This is a genomic window from Methylomonas sp. MgM2 (genome assembly GCF_054172045.1).
Window position 1 is genome coordinate 33,975 of the sequence record NZ_JBSYXO010000027.1, and the last position, 23,838, is coordinate 57,812.

At 47.8% G+C, this 23,838-nt stretch carries 27 protein-coding genes; 9 read left to right on the top strand and 18 right to left on the bottom strand.

From position 1 onward, the window contains the following. The first annotated feature begins 274 nt into the window (after positions 1 to 274). On the top strand, positions 275 to 1,030 hold the full coding sequence (locus ACW73I_RS17320; protein ID WP_458030683.1) for a CAP domain-containing protein: 756 nt from the start codon (positions 275 to 277) through the stop codon (positions 1,028 to 1,030). Between the two features lie 56 nt (positions 1,031 to 1,086). Here the strand turns inward: ACW73I_RS17320 and fchA are convergent, their stop codons facing one another. Both fchA and cysS read right to left on the bottom strand, forming a co-directional pair. Continuing rightward, on the bottom strand, positions 1,087 to 1,716 hold the full coding sequence (gene fchA / locus ACW73I_RS17325; protein ID WP_458030684.1) for a methenyltetrahydrofolate cyclohydrolase: 630 nt from the start codon (positions 1,714 to 1,716) through the stop codon (positions 1,087 to 1,089). A 7-nt stretch (positions 1,717 to 1,723) separates the two neighbouring features. Then, a complete protein-coding gene (gene cysS / locus ACW73I_RS17330; protein ID WP_458030685.1) occupies positions 1,724 to 3,097 on the bottom strand; it encodes a cysteine--tRNA ligase in 1,374 nt (457 codons plus the stop codon). A gap of 181 nt (positions 3,098 to 3,278) precedes the next feature. Here cysS and ACW73I_RS17335 point away from each other — a divergent pair, with 181 nt between their 5' ends. Both ACW73I_RS17335 and ACW73I_RS17340 read left to right on the top strand, forming a co-directional pair. Continuing rightward, on the top strand, positions 3,279 to 3,791 hold the full coding sequence (locus tag ACW73I_RS17335; RefSeq protein WP_458030686.1) for a peptidylprolyl isomerase: 513 nt from the start codon (positions 3,279 to 3,281) through the stop codon (positions 3,789 to 3,791). Positions 3,792 to 3,866: 75 nt separating this feature from the next. Continuing rightward, complete coding sequence (locus tag ACW73I_RS17340) at positions 3,867 to 4,592, top strand: UDP-2,3-diacylglucosamine diphosphatase (protein ID WP_458030687.1); 726 nt, start codon at positions 3,867 to 3,869, stop codon at positions 4,590 to 4,592. A 122-nt stretch (positions 4,593 to 4,714) separates the two neighbouring features. On the opposite strand, the gene ACW73I_RS17345 is transcribed toward ACW73I_RS17340, so the two are convergent. Then, the gene (locus ACW73I_RS17345; protein ID WP_458030688.1) at positions 4,715 to 4,915 is read right to left on the bottom strand and encodes a YgaP family membrane protein; all 201 of its coding nucleotides are present in this window, start codon (positions 4,913 to 4,915) and stop codon (positions 4,715 to 4,717) included. 9 nt (positions 4,916 to 4,924) lie between these two features. Further along, positions 4,925 to 6,202, bottom strand: coding sequence for an NAD(P)/FAD-dependent oxidoreductase (locus ACW73I_RS17350; protein WP_458030689.1), 1,278 nt, complete (start codon positions 6,200 to 6,202; stop codon positions 4,925 to 4,927). Between the two features lie 222 nt (positions 6,203 to 6,424). Between ACW73I_RS17350 and msrB the strand changes: the two genes are divergently transcribed. Genes msrB through ACW73I_RS17375 form a run of 5 tightly spaced genes read left to right on the top strand, consistent with a single transcriptional unit; the run spans position 6,425 to position 13,313 of the window. Continuing rightward, on the top strand, positions 6,425 to 6,832 hold the full coding sequence (gene msrB, locus ACW73I_RS17355; protein ID WP_458030690.1) for a peptide-methionine (R)-S-oxide reductase MsrB: 408 nt from the start codon (positions 6,425 to 6,427) through the stop codon (positions 6,830 to 6,832). A 58-nt stretch (positions 6,833 to 6,890) separates the two neighbouring features. Further along, a complete protein-coding gene (locus tag ACW73I_RS17360; RefSeq protein WP_458030691.1) occupies positions 6,891 to 8,195 on the top strand; it encodes a M18 family aminopeptidase in 1,305 nt (434 codons plus the stop codon). A gap of 54 nt (positions 8,196 to 8,249) precedes the next feature. Next, entirely contained in the window at positions 8,250 to 8,798 is a 549-nt protein-coding gene (locus ACW73I_RS17365; protein WP_458030692.1) for a YfiR family protein, read from the top strand. Continuing rightward, the gene (locus ACW73I_RS17370) at positions 8,791 to 11,151 is read left to right on the top strand and encodes an EAL domain-containing protein (protein ID WP_458030693.1); all 2,361 of its coding nucleotides are present in this window, start codon (positions 8,791 to 8,793) and stop codon (positions 11,149 to 11,151) included. Before ACW73I_RS17365 ends, ACW73I_RS17370 begins: the two co-directional genes overlap by 8 nt. Positions 11,152 to 11,159: 8 nt before the next feature. Further along, entirely contained in the window at positions 11,160 to 13,313 is a 2,154-nt protein-coding gene (locus ACW73I_RS17375) for a TonB-dependent receptor plug domain-containing protein (protein WP_458030694.1), read from the top strand. Here the strand turns inward: ACW73I_RS17375 and ACW73I_RS17380 are convergent. The 9 genes from ACW73I_RS17380 to ffh all read right to left on the bottom strand — a co-directional run bounded on the left by ACW73I_RS17380 (position 13,310) and on the right by ffh (position 19,364). Further along, a complete protein-coding gene (locus ACW73I_RS17380; RefSeq protein ID WP_458030695.1) occupies positions 13,310 to 13,729 on the bottom strand; it encodes a DNA-binding response regulator in 420 nt (139 codons plus the stop codon). The genes ACW73I_RS17375 and ACW73I_RS17380 overlap by 4 nt on opposite strands. A 52-nt stretch (positions 13,730 to 13,781) precedes the next feature. Then, positions 13,782 to 14,555 carry an acyl-ACP--UDP-N-acetylglucosamine O-acyltransferase gene (gene lpxA, locus ACW73I_RS17385; protein WP_458030696.1) on the bottom strand — a complete coding sequence of 258 codons (774 nt, stop codon included), beginning with the start codon at positions 14,553 to 14,555 and terminating at the stop codon, positions 13,782 to 13,784. Between the two features lie 3 nt (positions 14,556 to 14,558). Beyond that, positions 14,559 to 15,446, bottom strand: a complete 888-nt coding sequence (gene xerD, locus ACW73I_RS17390) for a site-specific tyrosine recombinase XerD (RefSeq protein WP_458030697.1) — start codon at positions 15,444 to 15,446, stop codon at positions 14,559 to 14,561. Then, a complete protein-coding gene (locus ACW73I_RS17395; RefSeq protein ID WP_458030698.1) occupies positions 15,443 to 15,952 on the bottom strand; it encodes a methylated-DNA--[protein]-cysteine S-methyltransferase in 510 nt (169 codons plus the stop codon). Before ACW73I_RS17395 ends, xerD begins: the two co-directional genes overlap by 4 nt. Before the next feature lie 96 nt (positions 15,953 to 16,048). Continuing rightward, entirely contained in the window at positions 16,049 to 16,396 is a 348-nt protein-coding gene (gene rplS / locus ACW73I_RS17400; protein WP_458030699.1) for a 50S ribosomal protein L19, read from the bottom strand. Further along, complete coding sequence (trmD, locus tag ACW73I_RS17405) at positions 16,389 to 17,150, bottom strand: tRNA (guanosine(37)-N1)-methyltransferase TrmD (RefSeq protein WP_458030700.1); 762 nt, start codon at positions 17,148 to 17,150, stop codon at positions 16,389 to 16,391. Before trmD ends, rplS begins: the two co-directional genes overlap by 8 nt. 6 nt (positions 17,151 to 17,156) lie before the next feature. Then, positions 17,157 to 17,666 carry a ribosome maturation factor RimM gene (rimM, locus tag ACW73I_RS17410; RefSeq protein WP_458030701.1) on the bottom strand — a complete coding sequence of 170 codons (510 nt, stop codon included), beginning with the start codon at positions 17,664 to 17,666 and terminating at the stop codon, positions 17,157 to 17,159. 5 nt (positions 17,667 to 17,671) lie between these two features. Continuing rightward, a complete protein-coding gene (rpsP, locus tag ACW73I_RS17415) occupies positions 17,672 to 17,923 on the bottom strand; it encodes a 30S ribosomal protein S16 (RefSeq protein WP_458030702.1) in 252 nt (83 codons plus the stop codon). A gap of 85 nt (positions 17,924 to 18,008) precedes the next feature. Next, on the bottom strand, positions 18,009 to 19,364 hold the full coding sequence (gene ffh / locus ACW73I_RS17420; RefSeq protein WP_458030703.1) for a signal recognition particle protein: 1,356 nt from the start codon (positions 19,362 to 19,364) through the stop codon (positions 18,009 to 18,011). A gap of 126 nt (positions 19,365 to 19,490) precedes the next feature. Between ffh and ACW73I_RS17425 the strand changes: the two genes are divergently transcribed. Continuing rightward, positions 19,491 to 20,291, top strand: coding sequence for a cytochrome C assembly family protein (locus ACW73I_RS17425; protein WP_458030704.1), 801 nt, complete (start codon positions 19,491 to 19,493; stop codon positions 20,289 to 20,291). 2 nt (positions 20,292 to 20,293) lie between these two features. On the opposite strand, the gene ACW73I_RS17430 is transcribed toward ACW73I_RS17425, so the two are convergent. From ACW73I_RS17430 to ACW73I_RS17450, 5 genes are all read right to left on the bottom strand, one after another. Further along, positions 20,294 to 20,551: a flagellar protein FliT gene (locus ACW73I_RS17430; protein ID WP_458030705.1), complete on the bottom strand. Its 258-nt coding sequence runs from the start codon at positions 20,549 to 20,551 to the stop codon at positions 20,294 to 20,296. Positions 20,552 to 20,597: 46 nt separating this feature from the next. Further along, positions 20,598 to 21,008: a flagellar export chaperone FliS gene (fliS, locus tag ACW73I_RS17435; RefSeq protein ID WP_458030706.1), complete on the bottom strand. Its 411-nt coding sequence runs from the start codon at positions 21,006 to 21,008 to the stop codon at positions 20,598 to 20,600. A 17-nt stretch (positions 21,009 to 21,025) separates the two neighbouring features. Then, positions 21,026 to 23,023 carry a flagellar filament capping protein FliD gene (gene fliD / locus ACW73I_RS17440; RefSeq protein WP_458030707.1) on the bottom strand — a complete coding sequence of 666 codons (1,998 nt, stop codon included), beginning with the start codon at positions 23,021 to 23,023 and terminating at the stop codon, positions 21,026 to 21,028. Positions 23,024 to 23,044: 21 nt separating this feature from the next. Then, a complete protein-coding gene (locus ACW73I_RS17445; protein WP_458030708.1) occupies positions 23,045 to 23,449 on the bottom strand; it encodes a flagellar protein FlaG in 405 nt (134 codons plus the stop codon). Positions 23,450 to 23,520: 71 nt separating this feature from the next. Next, positions 23,521 to 23,838, bottom strand: a 318-nt coding sequence (locus ACW73I_RS17450; protein ID WP_458030709.1) for a flagellin, incomplete at its 5' end; no start/stop codon positions are given.

A 23,838-nucleotide genomic window follows, 5' to 3' on the forward strand; every position in this document is an offset into this window, starting at 1 on the left:
TCGGCAGCAAGGACGCTGCCGTCAAGCCCCCATGGAAGGGTTCACGGCGTTCCTCATTCGGTATGCCCCAGGGTTCGCACCGGCAAAACGGAAAGTTGTTTTTGGTCAAATCCTAAACAGTTCATTATTACTGGTTCCGTCAAAAGTTAAGAAATGATTAAATCCCGGCGGCAAATCATAATTCAGCAGAACCGGCGTGGAAAAGCTGCTAGTCTTTTACACAGGGACATTGATAAAACGGTTTTATCTGAAAACTTCGAGGACATAATCAGGCATGAAAAATAATTCCCTTACACCAGTCTTATTACTTTTCGTATCCACCTTCAGTATTTCAGCCTCAGCATCGATTAGCTCGGTCTGGTCCGATGCCGAAATTGAGGTTTTCCAGTTAGTCAATCAGCAACGCGCTATACACAACGTTGCGGCGTTGACCACCGATGATCGTCTGCACCAATCGGCGCTATCTCATTCCGAAGACATGGGAATCAATAATTATTTTTCTCATACCGGCAGCGACGGCTCCAACGCCGGTCAGCGCGAACAAGCAGCCGGATATAACTGGAATCAACCGGGCGGTGCATGGGGTGAAAACATAGCTGCCGGATACGGCCAAAACTTAGCCGACATAGATGCAGCGCGAGACGTGATGTTCGGCACCACGTCGCTGACAACAATCAGCGACTTTTCCGTCACTCACGGCAAAGGCGCCTTTGCTTCCTGGGGATCGGTAGGAACCGCTTGGGACGGCGCGTTATGGGATATGTGGGACAAAGGCTGGATGGGCAGCAGCGGTCACCGGGAAAATATTCTCTCCACGCATTTTACCGACATCGGAGTCGGCTTGTTTATCGATGAAAACGATGGAGTGCTCATCGACGGCTCCGGACCATTCTTTACTTATTGGACCCAAAATTTCGCGGCAGGTGACACGGCCGCCGCCGTACCCTTGCCGGCGGCATTGTGGCTATTCGTCAGCGGCCTCGGCGTACTGGGTCTGAACGGCAGCAAGCGCCATTTATTTCGGTCATGAGTCGCAGCGAAGCCGGATAAATGTTCCGGGGAGAACGGCCGACTTGGCTGTTTGCTTCATAACTTATTTTTGACGATATCGTAAATCGCCGCCGCCTCAGAATCGGCGGCTTGCATGATGCCGTCTAAATCGGCTAGTTTTGCGCCGGCAAATTCGCGGTCTTTCAAACCGGCGGCATTGATGTAAACATTCAGTGCCGCGCTTTTTAAACCGGCATAAGCCGACATCACCGCTACACCGGCATCGCTGATGACGCCTAGATTGCCTTTCTCCGCCGCGATCCGGCTCAAGACTATAGCCTTGGCGCAGGCTCTGGCGCAGTCTAACGGCACCTCGGTCGCTTCGCGCAATACTCGCTGGATTTGGGCGCTACGCAGGGCTTTTTCTTCGTCCGTTGCCTTAGGCAAGCCGTAACAAGCCATTAAGCGGTTAAACACGTCGACATCGGCTTTGATCATGCCGGTCAAAGTTTGGCGTAGCGCTTCTGCTTCGGCTAACAACGCCCGCATGTCTGATTCGACTCCGGCATATTTAGGCTTGCCTATCGTCAAATTGCAAACCATGCTGACCAGGGCCGCGGCCTGTGCTCCCATCAAGGCTGCCGCACTGCCGCCGCCGGGCGTTGCTTGCTTGCTGGCAAGTTCGTCTAAAAAATCGGTTATCGATTTGTCTTTGATTTCGGTCATAGTCTTTCTAATTTTCGCGGCGCCAGATGGTTTTGCCGCCGGCGACATCTTCCAACACGATGCCTTGCTCTTTTAATTGGTCTCTAATATTGTCGGCTTGAGCCCAGTCTTTATTGGCTTTTGCATTTTTGCGGGCTTCGATCAATCGTTCGATTTCAGCCTCAGCCAAGACACCCTCTCCTGTACCGCCTTTCAGGAAATTTTCCGGATCATCCTGCAACAAACCCAAAATCCCGGCCAGTTGTTTCAAGCTCGCCGCCAACACAGTTTTATCGTCCGCTTTGTTCAATTCGCGCGCTAAATCGAATAACACGGAAATCGCCAACGGCGTATTGAAATCGTCGTCCATAGCTTGTTCAAAACGTTGCTTGAACGCCTTATCGATTTCGGCCTCGACCATTTCAACGCCTCTTAGCGCCGTATATAAACGCGTTAAAGCCGTTGCGGCCTCATCCAAATGTTCGTCCGAGTAATTCAACGGGCTGCGGTAATGGCTGGACAGGATGAAGAAGCGGATGATCTCGGGGCGGTATTGCTTCAATACCTCGCGCACGGTAAAGAAATTGCCCAAGGACTTTGACATTTTTTCTTCGTTGACCCGCACGAAGCCGTTATGCATCCAGTAATTGACGAAGGGTTCGCCCGTAGCCCCCTCGGATTGGGCGATTTCGTTTTCGTGATGTGGAAACTGCAAGTCCATGCCGCCGCCATGTATGTCGAAATGGTTGCCCAGGCAGCAGGTCGACATGGCCGAACATTCGATATGCCAGCCGGGACGGCCCTTACCCCACGGCGAATCCCAATACGGCTCGCCAGGCTTGACCATTTTCCATAATACGAAATCCAAGGGGTCGCGTTTGGCACCGTCGACATCGACGCGTTCGCCGGCATTCAGCTCATCGATGTTTTTGCCGGATAGCTTGCCGTAGTTGTCAAACCGGTTCACCGCGTAGAACACATCGCCGTTGCTGCCGATATAGGCGTATTCGCGCTCGATCAGCTTATGAATCATATTGATGATAGAGGTAATCGAATGGGTCGCCTTCGGCTCGATGTCCGGGGGCAATACCGACAATGCACGTTCGTCTTCGTGCATGGCATCGATGAAACGCTCGGTAAGATGAGTAAAATCTTCTCCGTTCTGGTTGGCACGCTGGATGATTTTGTCGTCAATATCCGTCACGTTGCGCACATAGGTCAGTTCGTAACCGGCATGGCGTAAATAACGAGCAACGGTATCGAACACAACCATCACCCTGGCATGACCGATATGACAATAATCGTAAACCGTCATGCCGCAGACATACATCCCGACTTTACCGGGCTGCCTGGGAACGAATTCTTGTTTGCTTCGAGTCAGGGTGTTGTAAATTTTCAGCATGGGAATGGCAATAAATACTGCAAAAGACTAAGCAATCTATCAAGATTTCGGCTTCTCTTTCAAGCTGAAAACGCCTAGAATTTAGGGCTTGCAGCGATTTTAAGGAGCTTTTATGCGTAACGCCTTTGTCTATTTAATGCTGTTTTTGTTTTCAACCCTTTCATTTGCAACGGAAAAATCAATGTCCGACACCCAAACCAAAGTAAAAATGACCACATCGCTGGGCACTATCGTCATCGAACTGGATAACGCCAAGGCCCCGGTTACCTCGGCCAATTTTGCCGATTACGTCAAGAGCGGTTTTTATGACGGCACCATTTTTCACCGGGTGATTCCCGATTTCATGGCGCAAGGCGGCGGATTCGATACCAGCTTCAATCAAAAAGCCACTAACGCCCCCATCAAAAACGAAGCCGACAATGGCTTGAAAAACGATCGCGGCACCATCGCGATGGCCCGCACCAACGATCCCAATTCAGCCACCGCGCAGTTTTTCATCAACTATAAAGACAATGGCTTTTTGAATTACACCAGCCCGACCCCTAGCGGATGGGGCTACGCGGTATTCGGCAAAGTCGTCGAAGGCATGGACGTGGTCGACGAAATGGCCAAACAACCGACAGGTAACCGCGGAGGTCATCAGGATGTGCCTAAAACCGACATCGTCATCGAAAAGGCCGAAATCGTCGAATAAAAACCGGTTGTCGGGTTACGCCCGTTGGGCTAACCCGACCTACCAACTGCCCTTCTTTAAAGCAATTGCGCTCCGTTGAAACCAGACATCTTATTCATCTCCGACCTGCATATCTCGCTGGAAAAGGCCGAGATTACCCGGCGTTTTCTTAATTTTCTGAATGGCCGCGCTCGCCAGGCCCAAGCGTTGTACATACTGGGCGATTTATTCGATGCCTGGATAGGCGACGATGACAATACCCCACCCAATAAAGCCGTTAAAAAGGCGTTAAAAACGTTGTCTGATGCCGGCACAGAGATTTTTCTGCTGCAAGGTAACCGCGATTTTCTATTAGGCCAACGCTTCGCCGAGGAAACCGGAGTGACCTTATTGGATGAATACGCAGTGATAGAATTAGCCGGCAAACTGGTTTTGCTGACGCATGGGGATTTGTTATGCACGGACGATTTGCCTTATCAAGCCTTCCGAATCAAATCGCACAGTCCGGAATGGCAACAAAATGTGTTGGCTAAACCTTTGTGGTTGCGCTTGCTTGCGGCGCGCTGGTATCGTGTGCGCAGCCATTTTCATAAGCGCAAGAAAACGCAAGACATCATGGATGTCAACCAACAATCGGTGAAAGACGCCATGCAGCGCTATCAATGCCATACCTTAATACATGGCCATACGCATAGACCGGCTATTCATGACTTGACCATAGCCGGCCATCCGGCACAGCGCATCGTGTTAGCGGATTGGAAAAAAGACAGTGCGGAATGTTTGTGTTGGAACGGCAACGCTTTTCAAATTGAGTCTGTCTGAAAACACAGAGCAGAAAAAATCCGGCAGCCCATTAAGTCGCCTCTTTGCACTGCCGGATCTGTTACTATCTCCGCTAAAATGGACGCTGAAATTACCCAGAAGTTCAGTCGGAAAACAACTTTTTAAAACGCATTACCGGGTTTAACGCCTAACTTTTTTAATATCATTGCCAAAGGACAAAACCCGGTAAACGACGCTTGCAGCAGATTCGCGCCGACGAATGCGGTAAACCAGAGCCAATACGGAGAATGCCAGTGAGCTAGCGCCAAACTGATCAATATAAAACTGCCGGCGAAGGCCATCACCATGCGGTCGATCGACATAATAACCTCCTATTTCAGACGTACCACACCCATCAACTTCAGCATCATGCGCTCATAAAACGGCTCGCTGATACCTTTTCTGATTTTGCGCATAAAATATTTTTCGAATCCGATTTTCGCCATATGCACCCAAGCGCCTTTGGCGGACCACGTGGTGTTGCGCGGCGGGATTTGCGGCACGGCTAGGAAGGCTATTCCGGTATCCCCCATATCAGCCAGGCACAATGCGCTCAAACTCGGCACATCCGACGGTTCTTTTCCGGCCAGTTCATCGCGGATATTGTGTGCGGTAGCGGTTACCATAGACTCGATCATATAACCGGTTTTGGGCATACCAACCGGAACCGGAGTCTTCTCGAATGGAGGCAAAGCGATACAAACACCCACCGAATAGATATTCTTATAGGTCGGGTTACGTTGGTGTTGGTCAACGATCACGAAACCGCGCGGGTTAGTCAAGCCTTCGGCGCCACTGTTGCGTACGGCATCGACGCCGGTAAACGCCGGCAACATCATTGAATGTTTGAACGGCACTTCGTGTTTTTTCTTTTCGTTGCCATCTTCGTCGAGTTCGGTAACATACATCATGCCCTCTTCGATACGATCGACCTTGGCATTGGTGATCCAATTGATCGTTTTGTCACGCAACGCACTTTCCAACAAACCTTTGGTATCACCGACACCACCCAGCCCCAAATGACCTATGTAAGGTTCGGAAGTCACAAAAGTCATTTTAACTTTGTCGCGTATTTTACGTTTCCGCAATTCCGTTTCCAGAATCATCAGATATTCGTAAGCGGGACCGAAACAAGACGCGCCTTGCACCGCACCAACAACAATCGGCCCGGGCTCTTCCATGAATTTATCCCAATCCTGAGCGGCCACCGCCGCATGATCGACATGACAAACGGAAGAAGTATAACCGCCATGAGGTCCCAAACCTTGCACTTCGTCAAAAGCCAAACGTGGACCGGTAGCAATAATCAAATAATCGTACTCGACGGATGAACCGTCTTCCAGATCAACTTTATTATTCGGCGGATCGACCTTGGTAGCGGCCTGTTGGATGAAAGTAATACCCTTTTTCTTCATTACGGGTGCCAACTCGACTTTCAAATCTTCAGGCTTGCGCCATTTGGGTGGCACCCAAGGATTAGACGGTACAAAATGAAAGGTGGGGGTGTCGGAAATCACCACGACTTCATCATTCTTGCCTACTGTTTCCTTCATTTCAAAAGCCATCGGAACGCCACCGATACCTGCTCCCAATACAACAATTTTAGCCATGACCATTACCTCTTTGATGTTTAAAGATTGATTTTGAAGCTGTGCGTCCCTCACTTATTTTTTTATTTTACTCGGCCTCAAAACCCGCGACTCAAGAATATTAGCATTTATTAATATTTGCAACTAAAATATTCTTGCTTTTCAATAATACCTCGTTAGTAAGAAAAAGTCCTTGCGCGTACAATACCTTATATCTTCATCATTTTAACGAGGGAAAAGACCATGCCCGAACAAAAAGATAACGAACAACCGAATTGGCGGGAAAAGTTAACGCCCGATCAATATTACGTTTGCCGTCAGAAAGGCACTGAACCGGCATTTACCGGAAAATACACTGACTGTACCACGCCGGGAATTTATCATTGTGTCTGTTGCGAACAAGCCTTGTTTTCATCGGAGCATAAGTTTCATTCGGGCTGCGGCTGGCCGAGCTTCTGGCAAGCTATCGCCCCGGAAACCCTGCGGGAACATGAAGACTTTAGCCATGGCATGCACCGAATAGAAGTAACATGCAGTCGTTGCGGAGCCCATTTGGGCCATGTATTCCCCGACGGGCCGCCGCCAACCGGTCTGCGCTATTGCATCAATTCTGTATCTTTAATTCTAAAAGAAACATTATCATCCACGTAGATCACACTTCAACCACAAACTTAACGCCTATTACTTTCAATAACTTGAAAAATGAAACATGAGTGCTAAAGAACAAGCCCAAGATTTACTGGATTTTATCGACGTCAGTCCAAGTCCTTGGCATGCAGTTGCCAGTTTAGAGCAATGGTTACAGGATTCGTCCTTTCATCAATTGAATGAAAAAGAGGTCTGGTCACTCGACTCGGGAGGACGCTATTACGTCATCCGAGATGACTCATCCATCATTGTTTTTGTGGCAGGCTCAAAAGATTTAGCTCAAACCGGCTTTAAAATTCTTGGCGCTCATACCGACTCTCCCGGTTTGCGCATTAAACCGAATCCGGTTTTAAACAGCGACAAATTGATACGCATGTCAGTAGAAGTGTATGGCGGTCCCATTCTGGCTACTTTCACCGATCGCGACCTGAGCCTGGCCGGACGTATTGCGTACCGATCACAGGAAGGCGGCATAAGTAGTCGGATATTACGGTTTGAACAGGCTCTGTTGCGTTTACCCAATCTTGCGATTCACATGAACCGGACTGTCAACGAAGAGGGCCTTAAATTAAATAAGCAAACCGAATTACCTTTGTTGTTTTCAACAGCAACCGAGCAGCAACTGGCTGCCGACAATTTCCAAGCACTCTTGGAGCTAGTCTCCGGGTTGAGTTCCGAACAAATTTTAAGTTGGGAGCTTAATGTCTATGACACACAAAAAGGAGCCTTTTGGGGCGCCGACCAAGAATTTATTGCCGATAGTCAATTGGATAATTTAGCGTCGTGCCATGCAGGACTGACTGCGCTGCTGGACGAATCGGCACTTAAAAGTGGCAACACATTGGTTTGTGCTTTTTTCGATCACGAAGAAATCGGGAGTGAAAGTTGCAAAGGCGCAGCAAGTAGTTTTTTACCCGACGTATTAGAGCGTATTGCGTTGGCCGTGGACTTGGATCAGCAGGGCTATAGACGCGCGTTAGCCAACAGCATGATGGTCAGCGCCGATATGGCGCATGCCTATCAGCCAAATTTCCCAAGTGCTTACGAACCCAATCATAAAATTTTCGTCAACCAGGGTCCCGTAATTAAAATCAACGCCAACCATCGGTACACTTCCAATTGCATTTCGGAAGCGGTATTCGCGGATCTTTGCCGTCAGGCTGAAATACCGTTCCAGAAATACGCTCACCGAGGCGACCTGCCTTGCGGCAGTACCATAGGGCCTATCGCATCCGCCAAATTAGGCATTCCGACCGTCGATGTCGGCAACCCCATGTGGGCCATGCACAGTGCAAGAGAAAGTGCCGGCACAACGGACCATAGTTATATGATCAAAGTACTGAATCACTTCTTTTGCACAGACTAGCTTAAAAGAAATTTTCTACTATTATTGTCGGATGATTCAGTCTGATAGGGAGCTATGTTGGTATTTTTTCAGCGCTTTGGCTTATTTGCTAGACCAATAGCCGCTACTACTAAAATAGCTTTATTGCTCACCCTCAGTTTTGGCATAACTTACGCTAGCGAAAATCTCGAATACAAAATCAAAGCAGCCTATCTTTATAACTTTACCAAATTCATTAGTTGGCCGGATAAGAATACTACGACGTTCAATATTTGCATCGTCGGCCAAGATCCATTTCAAAATTTACTAGACAGCCTGGAAACCAAAACGGCGCAGGGTAAACCTATCCGTGTGTTTCGCTATAGTGATGCCAAACAGACAGCAGACTGCCATATCGTCTATTTCGATACGTCGCCCGCACCCGCTAATACTTTAGTATTTGGTAGCTTAACCGTGAGTAGTCAACCTTCGTTTGCCGAATCAGGCGGAATGATTGGTTTCGTATTGGAAAATGGAAAAGTCAAATTACAAATCAACCTTAAAGCCTTAAAACAGAATGGCCTTGGAATTAGCGCTAAACTGATCGAAGTAGCGACGCTAGTCGAAGGGGATGGAAATGAGTAACTTATTCTCGCCTGTTTCCATCAAATCCAAATTGCTGGCGATTGTTCTGGCTTCCAGTTTCTTCGCTATGCTAGTGTCTTTTTTAATCCTAGTTGTGATCAATGTTAGCGAAGTTAAACGTAAGGCTCATGACGACTTATTAGCCGCAGCAAATCTGATTGCGAATCGCAGTGTTGCAGCGGTAATGTTTGACGACCCTTTGCTTGCCAAGGAAAACCTCAATTCGCTAACAAATTTGCCGAATTTGCAAAATGCCTGCGTCTATGACAGACAAGGCGACTTGTTTGCCAGTTTAGATATTACTCAAACGGCCTGTCCAAATGATTCAACCGGACTGCGCACCGAAGTCGATCAATTAACACTCTTTGTCCATCAACCCATGATTGCGGACAAAGATAAGATCGGCTCGGTTTTCATCATTTCCGACTTAAGCTCGGCTCTCACGCGCCAATTAAAACTTGTCGGCCTAGTCTTGATTGTGTTGTTCATCGCTTTATGCGCAGCATTTCTGCTAACCATACCGATGCTCAACAAGGTTGCAAAACCAATCACCTCGCTGGTGAAAACCACAAAAAAAATCAGCCAGAACTACGACTATTCGTTACGTGCAAAAAAATATAGTCGTGACGAAATCGGGATTTTAGTCGATGCCTTCAACGATATGCTGGAAACCGTCGAAAGCAAAAACAAGAGCTTAGTCGATCTTAAAAACAACTACCAGGCGCTTTACGACAACAATCCGACCATGGTCTTCGATCTTAATTTGCAGGGACAAATTTTATCCGTTAACCAATTTGGAGCTAAACAAATTGGTCTGAACGTAGACGATTTGTATGGCTTATCAATATTAAATTTCACCCATCCGGATGATATCGCCAGCAGCCAGTTGTTTTTCGAGCAGTGCGTTACTTATCCGCGCCAAGTCCATAAACAGGAAAAACGCTTTATTTGCAACAACGGCAACATCATCTGGGTCAGAGAAACAGCGCGGTTAGTTAACACCAAGCATCAAAACAAGCATTTCCTGCTGGTCTGCGAAGACATTACTGAAACAAAGCGCCTTGCCGATAAAATTGCCTACCAAGCCAGTCACGACGAATTAACCGGCTTAACCAACCGACGCCAGTTCGATATTTATGTTCAAGACCTAGTAGCACAAGCACACGCGGACAAAAGTTCGCATATCATGTGTTATTTGGATTTGGATCAATTCAAGGTTGTCAACGACACTTGCGGCCATTTAGCAGGCGATGAATTACTAAGACAACTTGGCGAGTTACTGCGGCAACACGTACGCAAAACGGACATATTAGCGCGCTTGGGCGGCGACGAATTCGGTATTTTGATGGCCCACTGTTCCAGAGAGCAAGCTTTAATTACGGGAGATAAGCTACGGAACGCTATTGCCGATTTTCAGTTCGCATGGGAAAGCCGTAGTTTCAGTATCAGTGTCAGCATCGGAATTACGCTGATCGATCACACGAGTGGTAACGCGGTGGATATCTTAAAAGAAGCCGACGCCGCCTGTTATGCCGCTAAGGAAAAAGGTCGCAATCGTGTTCACGTATTCAGCTCGACCGACGAGGAACTAGCTGAACGACAGGGTGAAATGCAGTGGGTAGAAAAAATCCGATTAGGTATCGACGAAAATCGTTTCGAAATATACGGACAACTAATCGTGCCGACAATTGACCGAAACGAGGGTCTGCATTTCGAATGCTTATTACGTTATCGTGACGAACAAGGCAATATCATTCCTCCGGGCGCTTTTTTACCCGCTGCGGAACGCTACAATATGGCACCGGCACTGGATCGCTGGGTAATTACCAACTTATTCAAATATTTAAGTACTACTCCAGGATTTACTGAACGCCTCGAACTCTGCTCCGTCAACATGTCTGGTCTATCATTATCCGACGAAAACATGCTGGAATTTATTAGCGAACAATTCAACTACTGGCAAATCCCGGCCCATAAGATCTGTTTCGAGATCACAGAAACAGCAGCAATTAGCAATCTGTCCTATGCTAGAGATTTCATCGACACATTACACAAACGGGGCTGTTTATTTTCTTTAGACGATTTCGGCAGCGGTTTATCATCGTTTGCATATCTGAAAAACCTGCCGGTGGATTTTCTAAAGATCGACGGTTTGTTTGTTAAAGATATTCTAGAGGACAAAATCGACTTGACGATGGTGAAATCAATTAACGAAGTGGGGCATGTTATGAGTAAAAAAACCATTGCAGAGTTCGTCGAGAACAAAGACATTTTCGATTTGCTGAAAAAATTAGGCGTAAATTACGCCCAAGGCTACGGCATCGCAAAACCAGTTCCCCTCCAAGAGCTTTGAGAAATAACATGCGAAATCTGGAGCGACATTACTTTATGCATTTGCTATTTCTGAATTGCATGACCGGTAATGTTTATGCTCAGCAGAGTATGGACGACCTCATGGCATTATCGCCTGCCGAGCTATCAGACATTTCAGTCAGCATTGCGTCCGGGACCGCGACAACGCTGTCGCATTCGGCTGCCGTAACCAGTGTCATCACAGCGGAACAAATTGAAGAAATGGGGGCAACCGAACTGTATCAAGTTCTGGAAACCATTCCGGGTCTACATGCCAATCTGCAACCGGTGACCTACGATTACAGTTATTCAATGCGCGGCATCAGCAATGACACTAATGCGGAAGTGCTATTGTTAATGGACGGGTCCCGTTTTTCGACACCTTATCAGGGCACCCACATGGCCGGAATGATCATTCCGGTTAAAGATATACAACGAGTAGAAGTGATAAGAGGGCCAGGCTCGGCACTTTACGGTGCCGATGCCTTCGTAGGCGTAATCAATATTATCACTAAAAAAGCATCCGACTTAAATGGCGCAACTGTTGGTGCCCGTGGCGGCAACGCCGATACAACAAGTGCCTGGGGACAATATGGCGGACAATGGCAAGGCTGGAATATCGCCGCCAGTTTACAATTCAACCATAACGACTTCGATCCAAACCGTATTATCGCTGCGGATGCGCAAAGCCAAATTGACGCCGCATTAGGCACGAATGCATCATTGGCTCCCGGTCCAATGCAAACCCAAAACCAGCGCTGGAACGGACACCTGAATTTACAACGAAAACATTGGGATTTAAGCTTTTGGGCCTTTAACGAAACGGATTACGGTATGCGCGCCGGCGCGGCCGGCGCATTAGATAATCGCGGCCAAGGTAACGGTAGCAACTATCTCGGCGATATCCGCTATTCTACCGAGGATGCTATTGAAGATTGGGAGCTACAGGCTCACGCAAGTTTCTTGTATACCGACAGTACCGCTAACATTTATAACTTCCCTGCGGGGTCGCTGCTGCCTATCGATGCAAACGGTAATGTGACCGAGGAATTGTCATCGACTGCCGGACTGGTTTTGTTTCCTGACGGCATGCGCTTCAATCCCGGTTTTAAAACCACCATGCCGAGCTTCGAGCTGACCAGCATCTACAAAGGTTTTTCGAATCATTTATTACGCATGGTCGCAGGATTTCGCTACGAAGAATTAGACACGTCGGAAGTTCGAAATTTCGGGGTCGGCGTAATAGACGGCGCGGCGTTACTTCCTCCTCCTAATGTCAATTTAGCCCCTAACATGCGGAATGTCACCGACACTCCATACACGTTCATTGGTAACCACCAGCGCGATATTTGGTCGATGGCGCTACAGGACGAGTGGCAAATCGCTGAAAATTGGCATCTAACCACCGGCGTGCGCTACGACCACTATTCCGACTTCGGCAGCACCTGGAATCCGCGTGCAGCATTAGTCTGGGATATAACGACTAAATTGACCGGAAAACTACTTTACGGTCATGCCTACCGCGCACCAAGCTTTCTGGAACTATATCAAAAAAACACGCCGCTTTTTACCGGCAACCCTTCGTTGCAGCCTGAAACCATTGAAACGACAGAATTAGCATTTGATTACCGACCGGCTCAGAATCTAAGAACCGCTCTAAATCTGTACCACTATGAAATACAAGATCTGATTGGAGGTAACATTAACAGCAATGATTTGACTGTGCAAAACACCGCCGGGCAGAATGGTTATGGCAGTGAGTTTGAGTGGAACTGGCAATTCCACCCCGACTGGAATTTACAAGGCAACTATGCATGGCAATTTGCCCGTGACGAAAACACAAACAATCGGGTGCCCTATGTCCCGGAACATCACGTTTATAGCGCACTAGCCTGGAATTTCATGCCGAAGTGGAAAATTCAAACTCAGGTTAACTGGATAGGACACCGAACCGTTGCGCCGGGTGATTCTAGGGCCTTAGATGACTATGAAACCGTTGACATCACTTTAAACGCCAAACGCTTGATGGGCTATGTCGATCTTAAAGCATCCGCGCGTAACGTTTTCGATAGCCAAGGCAAAGAACCTGCTGTCAATGCCTATCCCGACAATATCCCTATTCAGGGCCAAAGCTTTTACGTCGAAGCGTCAATACATTTTTAAGCGGCTATCGTTTGCGCATCATGGTGCCAGATCGCATCAACAATACGCGCAACCATTTTTCTACTAACCCATGCCTCGCCGCGTGTAACAACTTGCACTAACTTATTAATGTACCGCGGTAACTGTTTTTTGTCCTGAAACCCTTTAGCCCCGGTCAGTAGACAACGAAAAATTTCATCTTCGCTCGTATTATTGCCAATCACCACTAGTTTAGAAGCCTTGGTGACTTCGAGTAACAGCTGAATATATTCCGGCGTCTGTTCACCACGCACCACATAGTTAAGAAGTATCAGTTCAGGCTGATACTGCTCCGCCGCATTGAGCGCTTGAATTTCATCGGAAAAGTACAGTGCGTCGACATTACCACCGAATAACGCAGACGACTGTTCGGCATTATCTATTATAAGGATTTTCATTTTGACTTTACCGCATATGCAAACTTAACGAACCTTGAAAAACATCGGCTAGTTAGCTAGTTAATTCAACAAAACCATGTATTCCACGCTTCGAGTCTCTAGCCAACCAGTTCTTTAAGTAAAGCAGTTGATCGGTTAATTGCAAGTCATCCAAACTTTTTTTATTTTTGAGCAAGCGAAAAGCTTGTGACAGCACCTTATAGTTTTCTCCTACGATGCCCGCTCTTCTTAAGCCAACGATATTGAGCCGGTAATGTTTTGCCGGCCGCCCTCCTATTAACATATACGGAATGACGTCCATATTGATACCGGTCGTGCCTTGCACAATCGCATAGGAGCCTATACGGCAGAACTGATGCACAACGACAGCGCCGCCCATGAACACATTATTACCCACTTCAACATGTCCGCCGATAGCCACATTATTGGCAAATATAGTCTTGTCGCCAACCGAGCAATCGTGGGCGACATGACTGTTATTCATGAAATAACAGTCGGATCCGATTTTGGTTGCCGTCCCGGCTACGGTTGCTCTGTGTGCCGTAAACCCTTCCCGAAAGTTATTATTATCGCCAATTTCCAACCATGACTCAGTCCGCGAATCGAAACCGACATCCTGCGGCAAACCACCTAATACGACGTGGGGGTGTAGTATATTGCCAGAACCCATTCTCACCTGTCCGTGCACCACGGCATGCGCCCCAACTTGACAATTATCGCCAATCACCGCGCCGCTTTCGATAACGGCAAAAGGTCCAACCCTGACATTGTTACCAAGTGTGGCATCTGCAGCAATACAGGCGGAAGCGTGAATAATATCTGACATGAATTATCCTCTAGGGTGAAATTTTGAATGTAAGGTCTTCAGGCGGTGTTGCGCAATATGCGTATAGATCTGAGTAGTCGATAAATCGGAATGTCCCAACAGCATCTGCACCACCCGCAAGTCCGCACCGTGATTGAGCAAGTGCGTTGCAAATGCATGCCGTAACGTATGCGGAGATAAGTGCTTATCGATCCCGGCTCTTTTGCCATATCGCTTGATGATATGCCAAAACCCTTGCCTTGTCATACCTGTTCCACGCGCAGTCACAAACAAAAAGTCGCTTTGCCTGTCACCAAGGATATCCTGTCTGGCTCCGGCGAGATATTGCTCCAACCATAGCATGGCTTCTTCACCGACCGGCACCAAGCGTTCCTTTTCACCTTTCCCGCTTATTCGAACGGAGCCCTGCCTAAAATTAAGCTGTTGGAAGGTAATCTCGACTAATTCCGACACGCGCAGGCCAGCCGCATAAAGCAATTCCAGCATTGTTCTATCCCGAAACCCCAACGCATGCACGATTTCAGGCGCCTGCAACAACTTCTCGACATCCGATTCCGATAAAGAGTCAGGCAATGAGCGACCTATATGCGGTGCCTCGATTAGCTGTGTAGGATCTGACCTAATCTGTTTTTCTCGCAGAAGATAAGCATAAAACCGCCTCAAACTAGATAACATCCGGGCGGAAGACCGGCTACTATGACCCTGGCGCTGCCTATGCAATAAATAGCGCGAAATATCGTCTTCGCCGACCTCGGATATCGTTACGCCCTTTAACCAATTATCGAATTGATTCAAATCGCTGCCATAGGCCGATACGGTATTATCGCTAAGTCCATCCTCCAACCATAATGCGTTTAAAAACGCCTCAATGATTTTTACCGAGCCGCTCATCGTTCTCGCTGTATGATTTCTCGCTCATAGCTCAATAAGCGCCGCTTTAATTCCACCCATGCCCCCTGTTTTTGCCCACCAAATCCACCTATTCCTGTTGTGGATACCACGCGGTGGCAAGGGATTATGCCTGGATAAGGATTATTTCGGCAAGCCTGCGCCACGGCTCTCGGCCCCGAATGCAGCTGCCGGGCCACATCGGAATACGTCCTGACTTGCCCGATTGGAATTTCAATCAAGGCTTGCCATACGGCCCGGCTAAAATCGCTTCCGCGTCCTAATAATCTGATTTGAATGGGATCAGCATCCCGCGCGGTTAAACCTTGTACAAGCGCTTCAATCGACGCTGAGCCGTTACATTGAAAGCAATCTTGCGGAAGTCTCCAGGCAGTATCAACGATGACCCCACCAACCTGGGTTAATACGAAAAACTCCCCTAAAAACCGAGTTTCATTACTAACTCGCTCTCCATCGGTCGCCGATCGCCAAAGAATTTGAATCGCCATCAATTCTACCGATATAAGGCGTAAAAAAAGGCAGCTTATAGCTGCCTTTTCAACATTGATTCGCCATTGAAACGAATCCGGTTCAACACCGCAATATCAAGAAAGCTTCTCTTTGATGCGGGCGGCTTTACCGGTCAAGTTGCGCAGGTAATATAGTTTCGCGCGACGCACATCGCCGCGCCGCTTGACTTCGATACTACTGACCGCAGGGCTATGGGTTTGGAATACACGCTCAACGCCAACACCGTGGGAGATTTTCCTTACAGTAAACGCAGAATTCAAGCCGCGGTTACGCTTAGCGATAACCACTCCTTCAAATGCCTGTAGACGCTCGCGGGTGCCTTCCACCACGCGTACCTGCACAACGACGGTGTCACCGGGACCAAATTCCGGCACATCGTTCTTCAGCTGCGCCGCTTCCAATTGTTCAATAATATTACTCATTGCCACACCCTAATGTATCAACTTCAGTTTTAAATTCACTTAGCAAAGCGTCTTGCTCTGCGGTTAACTGTACTTTCTTCAATAAATCCGGACGCCTTAGCCAAGTCCGGCCTAATGCTTGCTTCATTCGCCAACGTTCTATTTCGGCATGATGTCCGCCTAACAATACTTCAGGCACATCACCCAACTCGCTCCGTTCCGGCCGGGTATAATGCGGACAGTCCAGCAAGCCATGATAATGGGAGTCTTGCTTGGCGGAATCCCCGTCTCCCAGCACTCCGGGAATCAAGCGCGTAACTGCATCTATCACGACCAAAGCCGCTAATTCGCCGCCGCTGATCACGTAATCGCCTAATGACCACTCTTCATCGCAAACACACTCGATGAATCGCTCATCTATCCCTTCGTAACGTCCGGCAACCAAAATCAACTGCTCGATTCGACTGGCTTCCTGCAACATTCGCTGAGAAATCAATTTGCCCTGAGGGCTTAGATAAACAACGCGCTTGTTTACGGATTGGCCAAGCCGTTTTGCCGCAACAACCGCATCCAATATCGGCCGGTATTTCATCACCATGCCCGGCCCGCCTCCGTACGGCCTGTCGTCAACGGTCCGATGTTTATCTTGAGTGTAATCACGCGGATTAAACACCGACAAACCAACCAACCCTTTTTCTATCGCCCGTCCGGTAACGCCGTAAGATGCGGCATCCAGTACCATTTCCGGAAAGAGGCTAACGACGTCAAATCGCATCCCGACTCAAAAATCCGGTTCCCAGTCGACAATCATAACTCCCGCCTGCAAATCGATATGCAAAACCGTTTGCTGCTGCAAAAACGGAATCAAGCGTTCAGTTCCGGCATCACGTACCACCAACACGTCATTCGCGCCGGTTTCCAATATATGATCAACCTTACCCAGATACACACCAGTCTGAGTCTCGACCCGTAAACCGACCAAATCCGCCCAGTAATATTCACCGGGCTCGGGCTTGGGTAGTTGCTCTTTGCGGATCAGAATCTCCGCCCCTATCAATGCCATCGCCTCATCTCGGGCTGCAACGCCTTCGAGTTGGGCAACGACCGCATGACCATGAAGCTGGCCTTTGGAAACGTTGATTTCCCTGGTTTGGTTATTTTTTCGCAAAAGCCACGGCGAATATCGCAGTATGTTCTCGCGCGGTTCTGTAAAAGAGTAAACTTTCACCCAACCTTTAATACCGAAAACGCCGGATATTTCACCAGCGTTCAGATAATCACTACCAGGCAAGTCGCTTACGCAACAGCTTTAGCGGCGTCTTTGATTAATCTGGCCACACGGTCAGAAGGTTGTGCACCGTTTGCTTGCCAGTATTGAACCCGGTCAGTATCTAAAACAAGTCTTTGCTCACCGCCGCGCGCCAGCGGATTAAAAAAACCTAGACGTTCGATATAACGCCCGTCACGGCTGTTTCGGCTATCAGTCACTACAACGTGGTAAAAAGGGCGATTTTTCGCGCCTCCTCTGGACAAACGAATGCTTACCATTTGGACACCTTAAAACATTGAATCAAAATTTAATTGATCTATTCTACGCGATTTTACGCAGATGTGAAGCACTAATTACAAACGCTTACATTCTCATGCCGCGCATATTGGATTTCATGCCGCGCATCATGGCGGCAATATTGCCCTTAGAAAACTTTTTCATCATCTTTTCCATCATCTGGTGTTGCTTCAGCACCCGGTTTACCGCCTGCAAATCCAAACCGCAGCCATCGGCAATGCGCTGCTTCCGACTGCCTTTAATCAGCCCGGGGTATTGTCGCTCTTGCGGCGTCATGGAATTAATCACAGCAATCTGTCTAGCCAAGTCCTTATCATTGACTTTTTCTTTGACTTCCTTCGGTACGCTGCCCATCCCCGGCAACTTATCCATCATGGCCGTGAGCCCACCCATGTTCTGCATTTGCTGCAACTGCTCTTTCAAATCGTTTAAATCGAAGCTCTTACCCTTTTTGATCTTCTTGGCCAGCTTTTCCGCTTTTTGCTTGTCAACCTTATCTTCGATATCTTCGATCAACGACAGCACGTCACCCATCCCCAAGATACGGGACGCCATCCGATCCGGATAAAACGGCTCCAACGCGTCGGCTTTTTCACCGACACCGATAAATTTAATCGGCTTACCGGTGATATGGCGAATCGACAACGCCGCACCGCCACGCGCATCACCATCGGCTTTGGTCAAAATGACCCCTGTCAATGGAAGAGCATCGTGAAACGCTTTCGCGGTATTGGCCGCATCCTGCCCTGTCATACTATCGACCACAAACAAAGTCTCGATCGGCTTGATCGCCGCATGCAGCGCTTTGATCTCGGACATCATCTCCTCGTCGATATGCAAACGCCCTGCCGTATCGACGATCAAGACGTCGATGAACTGGCGCCTGGCCAAATCGAGCGCACGATTCACGATATCTACCGGATTTTCAGACGCATCGCTCTCGAAAAACTTCAAGTCGTTATCTTCAGCCAAGGTTTGTAATTGTTTGATCGCTGCAGGACGATAAATGTCCGCGCTGACCACGCCAACCTTTTTCTTCTTCTTTGCCTTTAAATGAAGACCCAACTTTGCTACCGTGGTAGTTTTACCCGCCCCCTGCAAGCCCGCCATCATCACGATGGCCGGAGGCTGAGTACGCAAGTTCAACTCTTCATTAACCTCGCCCATAACCTTAACCAACTCGCTATTCACCACTTTGATCATAGCCTGACCTGGTGATAGACTGTTTTGAACCTCCTGCCCCAATGCGCGCTCCGTGACCTGCTCAATAAATGCAGTCACCACCGGCAATGCAACATCGGCTTCCAATAAAGCCATACGCACTTCCCGCATGGTATCTTTAATATTAGCCTCGGTCAGACGACCTTGGCCTTTCAGTTTTTTCAGGGTTCCGCTAAGGCGGTCGGTTAAATTGTCAAACATATCTGCGTCTTTGTTTTTCTATGATTGAGGCTGACGGACACCAACCTTAAACAGGTTAGAACAATCGGACCTCATAGTTTAACATAAGCAACCCGCAACGCCTTTTGATTATTTCAGCAAAACGCAATGAACAGCATCTTTGTCGGCATTCCATCAGTTTTATGTTACCTCATCGCTTCAATTGTGATGATCAACGAAATTTTAAAACACAGCGAACAACACATCAGGTCTGTTCGATTGGCTTGGCTGGGAACAGGATTACACAGTACCTACCTGATATTAGCTCTACAAAACCCGAACGGATTCAACTTTAGCTTTTTCAATACCGCGGCACTCGTAGCTCTGTTTATCGTGTTGCTGCTGCTATTTGCGGCGATTGACAAACCGGTTGAGAAATTAGGTATTGCGATTTTTCCGCTGGCCGCGATCCTCTTGACTCTAGACATCATTTTCCCTGAGAAAACCCATCGTCTTTCAGCTCATAACTGGCAGATGGGCCTACACATCCTCTCTTCCATTGTGTCATTCAGCCTCCTTAATATTGCCGCAATCCAAGCTATTTTATTGGCAATACAAGACCAGCAACTAAGAAGCCACCATCCAAAACGCTTAATCCTGGCACTACCGCCTTTACAAGCCATGGAAACCTTGTTGTTTCAGATGATAGGAACAGGTTTATTTTTCTTAACCTTGTCACTCTTTAGCGGATTTGTATTCATCGAAGATTTATTCGCCCAGCACTTAGTCCATAAAACAGTGCTATCGATCATCGCATGGTTTATTTTTTCAAGCTTACTATTAGGCAGGTTCAGATACGGATGGCGCGGCAGTACCGCCATCCAGTGGACGTTGATCGGCTTTGTGTTATTGTTATTGGCCTATTTCGGCAGCAAATTAGTGCTGGAACTGATATTGAATAAAACCTGAGTCTAACGCGCCGCATTATAAGCTCGCGCAGCTTGCTGATTTTGTTTTACAGCATGCATTTGTTTTTGGAGCGATTTCCTTTCCGCGGCAGCAAACTCGGCAAGCTTGGCATCCGAATCCAAAATGTATTGAATACCTTCTCTCACTGCCTGCGGGTCTAAAAACAGCGCTTGCGTAAAGAACTCGCCTATCAATAAATCCCTTTTATTTTGCAATTCAAACACAGCCTCCCAATGACCATGCGTTGCACTGCCCAACATCAAATCGGACAATTCCAACAATCTTGCAAACGCCAAGCTTTGCTGTTCAGCCATTTGTAACTGCACGTAATTCCAAAGGTATTTCCATCCACGCCGACTTGATTTCCTTGATTAAATCAGCCACCTCAAACAGCGCTGCAATATCGCTTTGCAAATTGGCATCAAAAAGCCTTCTTTGCATGTAATCGTAAAGACTATCTAGATTTTCAGCAATTTCCCCACCGGCTTGTTTATCCAAAGATGCTCTTAAACCGTCGATAATCGCAATCGCTCGACCTATTTTTTGGCCTTTCTCCTCTATATCGCCTCTTTCTATCGCGCCTTTTGCTATAGCAATCCTCTCCAGCGCCCCATCAAACAACATTACTATCAACTGATGCGGATCAGCCGAATCCGCACCAATTTGAGTCCCCACCTGTTTATATTGCCCCATGGCGCGAGAAGCTACTGAATTCATAATCATTTACCCTGGTGTTATTTATTTTTCGACAAATTATTGTAAGGGAGCGATGCCAATTGCTGAGTCAGATAAGAACTGGTGCTCGATATTTGCCCCAACAAGGCATCCATCGCATTAAACTTACTTAGCAACCGACTCTCATAATCAGCGATCTTAACATCCAACTTTGTTCGTTCTTCATCAATCAAATCAAGGCTTTTCTGCAAACCTTCCGTTTTAGCCGCTAGCGCTCCGCCGGCGTTTAGAACCCCGCCCAACGCATTATCCAGTCTTTCAATTAAGCCGCGAGAAAAATTAATATTGCCTAAATCACCTATACCGTCACCCTCTACCAACAACTTTAATCCGGTAGTCGAGGTAAGATACTGACCATCGCCTTCGGCGGATATGCCGCCAATCGTACCGGCAACATCAGTGCCTGCTACTCCAGCAGCAACCCCCAACCCGACATCCGACGCCGTCGATTCAACGATCTCAACATTAGAGTCGGCACCATAACTTTTCGAGTTGATCACAAAACGATTATTAGCACTGTCAAAACTAACTTCGACAGCGGCCCCCTTTGCCTTCAACGACGCATCGCCATTTATTTTTGCCTGTATCTCCGCCGCTAAAGCATCCGCGCTTGCATAAGTAGTCGCGCCCAAGGTAATACTTGCGGACGTTGTGCCATCCACTTTAATTTTGAAGGTATCATTGACACCCGCGGCAACAACCATCGAGTTTATACTATTGTTCGCCTCGGATAGCACGCCCCGACTGGCCGCTTGCGTAATATTTACAGCATATTTTCCGGTTTTTGTATCGCTGGTACTAGACACGAAATGCACGTTCTGATTACTCGGCCGCCCCATTTGAGTAAATACTGCGGCGACACCTTCCGGGTCGTCTTTCAAGGCTGCGTTTAACTTGCTGGTATCCAGCTTCAAAGAACCATCGGTTTCGGTCTTTAAACCTAAATCAACCAAGGTTCTAAACGATGAACTCTCAAGACCGCTTACTACTCCGCCTAAAACGCCGCGGATCTGCGACATCGCCGTTCTCAAGGTCACATCGCCTAACAAAGTCGAGCCGGTTTTCGTGTCCGGATTGTAACTGCTCAGTTGCTTAACATTGGCAATCAATTCATTGTAGCTATCGACAAAACTTTGTATAGAATCAACCACGCCTTCAGAAGATTTCGAAATATCAAGACTGATTTTTTGTCCAGGCTGCGCCGTTGCCAAATCCAGCGTCACCCCTTTTAAAGTGTTCTTGAAGGTGTTGCTGGAATTCGTTACATCTAGACCGTTGATACTTAATATCGCATCCTGAGCAACCTGGGTTTGCGTCATATTGGTAGAGCCGGCATTAAACTCAAATCCGGCCAAGCTGGCATCGTTTACCGAAATCTGCATGCTATTGGACTGTCCGGTATCTTCAGACGCTAAAACCAATCGATAGGCTTCTCCATCGTAAACGATGCTGGCATTCACGCCCGCGTCTGCGTCGTTGATCGCATCACGCAAGCCAGTCAGCGTATTATTACTGGAATCCAAATTCAGTGTCAGCGTGCCTTTTTCGGCATTCTGGTTAAAACCGTTATAAGTGTCCGTATCCGCATCGTAATCGGTTTGGCCAAACTTGATGGTTAACGTCCCGGTACCGACTGTGGCGCTGGCATCGGTAAAGCCTGCAGATACCAGACTTTGTGCTTGCGCTAATTGTTTAGACTCCAGATTAAACTTGCCGGCATCGGCATTACTGCTGACAGATGCGGAAATAACGCTGCTGTCGCTGGTCGTTGCCTTTAGTGACAAAAACTTGGCGCTATCTCTGAGTCCAGCTAAAGAAGCCCTAAAATCCGACAAACTACTTTTAAAAACCCCAAAAGAGGAAAGCTTGGCTTGAATATCAGACTCGCGTTTTGTCAATTGAAACTCTTGCGGCTGCCTCTCGGCTGCCACAAGGCCATCAACGATAGTACGGATATCAATACCCGAGCCCAAACCCAAAGACGATATACCAGCCATCACTCAACTCCCGGACGTAACCTAGGCCTTATCCTTAAGCAAAATTCCCACCGACTCCTCCGCCGACATCTCCTGTAAACGCTCGGCCAATTTAACTACTATCTCCGGCGGAATTTGCCGAATGACTTCATCTGTTTCCGCATCCTTAACCTCAATCACAACATCCCGCGTTGCATCATTAACCGAAAAAGACAGCTTACGCTGCTCGGCCTGAAACAACTGATTAACGCTATTCACCGCCTGATCGAGTACAGTCTTTTGCGCAATGGTTTCCGAATCAGTTTTTTCGACTGACAAATCTTTGACAAAAGCATTTTTAAGACCGGGTCGCTGCTCTGCAGCTTGTGGCTGCGCATTGTTGGCGGTTTTTACCGAGTCAGAAGGGCCGTTCCTAGTGAGGGGGGAAACTACATTTTTGATGTCCATCGCATTACCCTCGTAAACAATTTAACCAAAGCCACAGGCGGCAAATAATTGCCGCCTTCCAGCCGATCGAATTATTGCAACAATGACAACACACTTTGTGAAGAAGCGTTGGCTTGCGCTAGCATCGAGATACCGGCTTGTTGCAGGATTTGGTTACGGGCCAAGTTGGCTGATTCTGCCGCGAAATCCGCATCTTGTACACGTGAACGCGATGCCGAAATGTTTTGCGAAACGTTTTCCAGGTTAGAAATGGTAGAACCAAACCGGTTTTGCACCGCACCTAAATCAGACCGAATATCGGAGATTCCGGCTAGAGCCCCATCAATGATTTTCATGGCCTGATTAGCACCGTATTGATTGCCGATATCGATATCGGCAACCGCATCCAG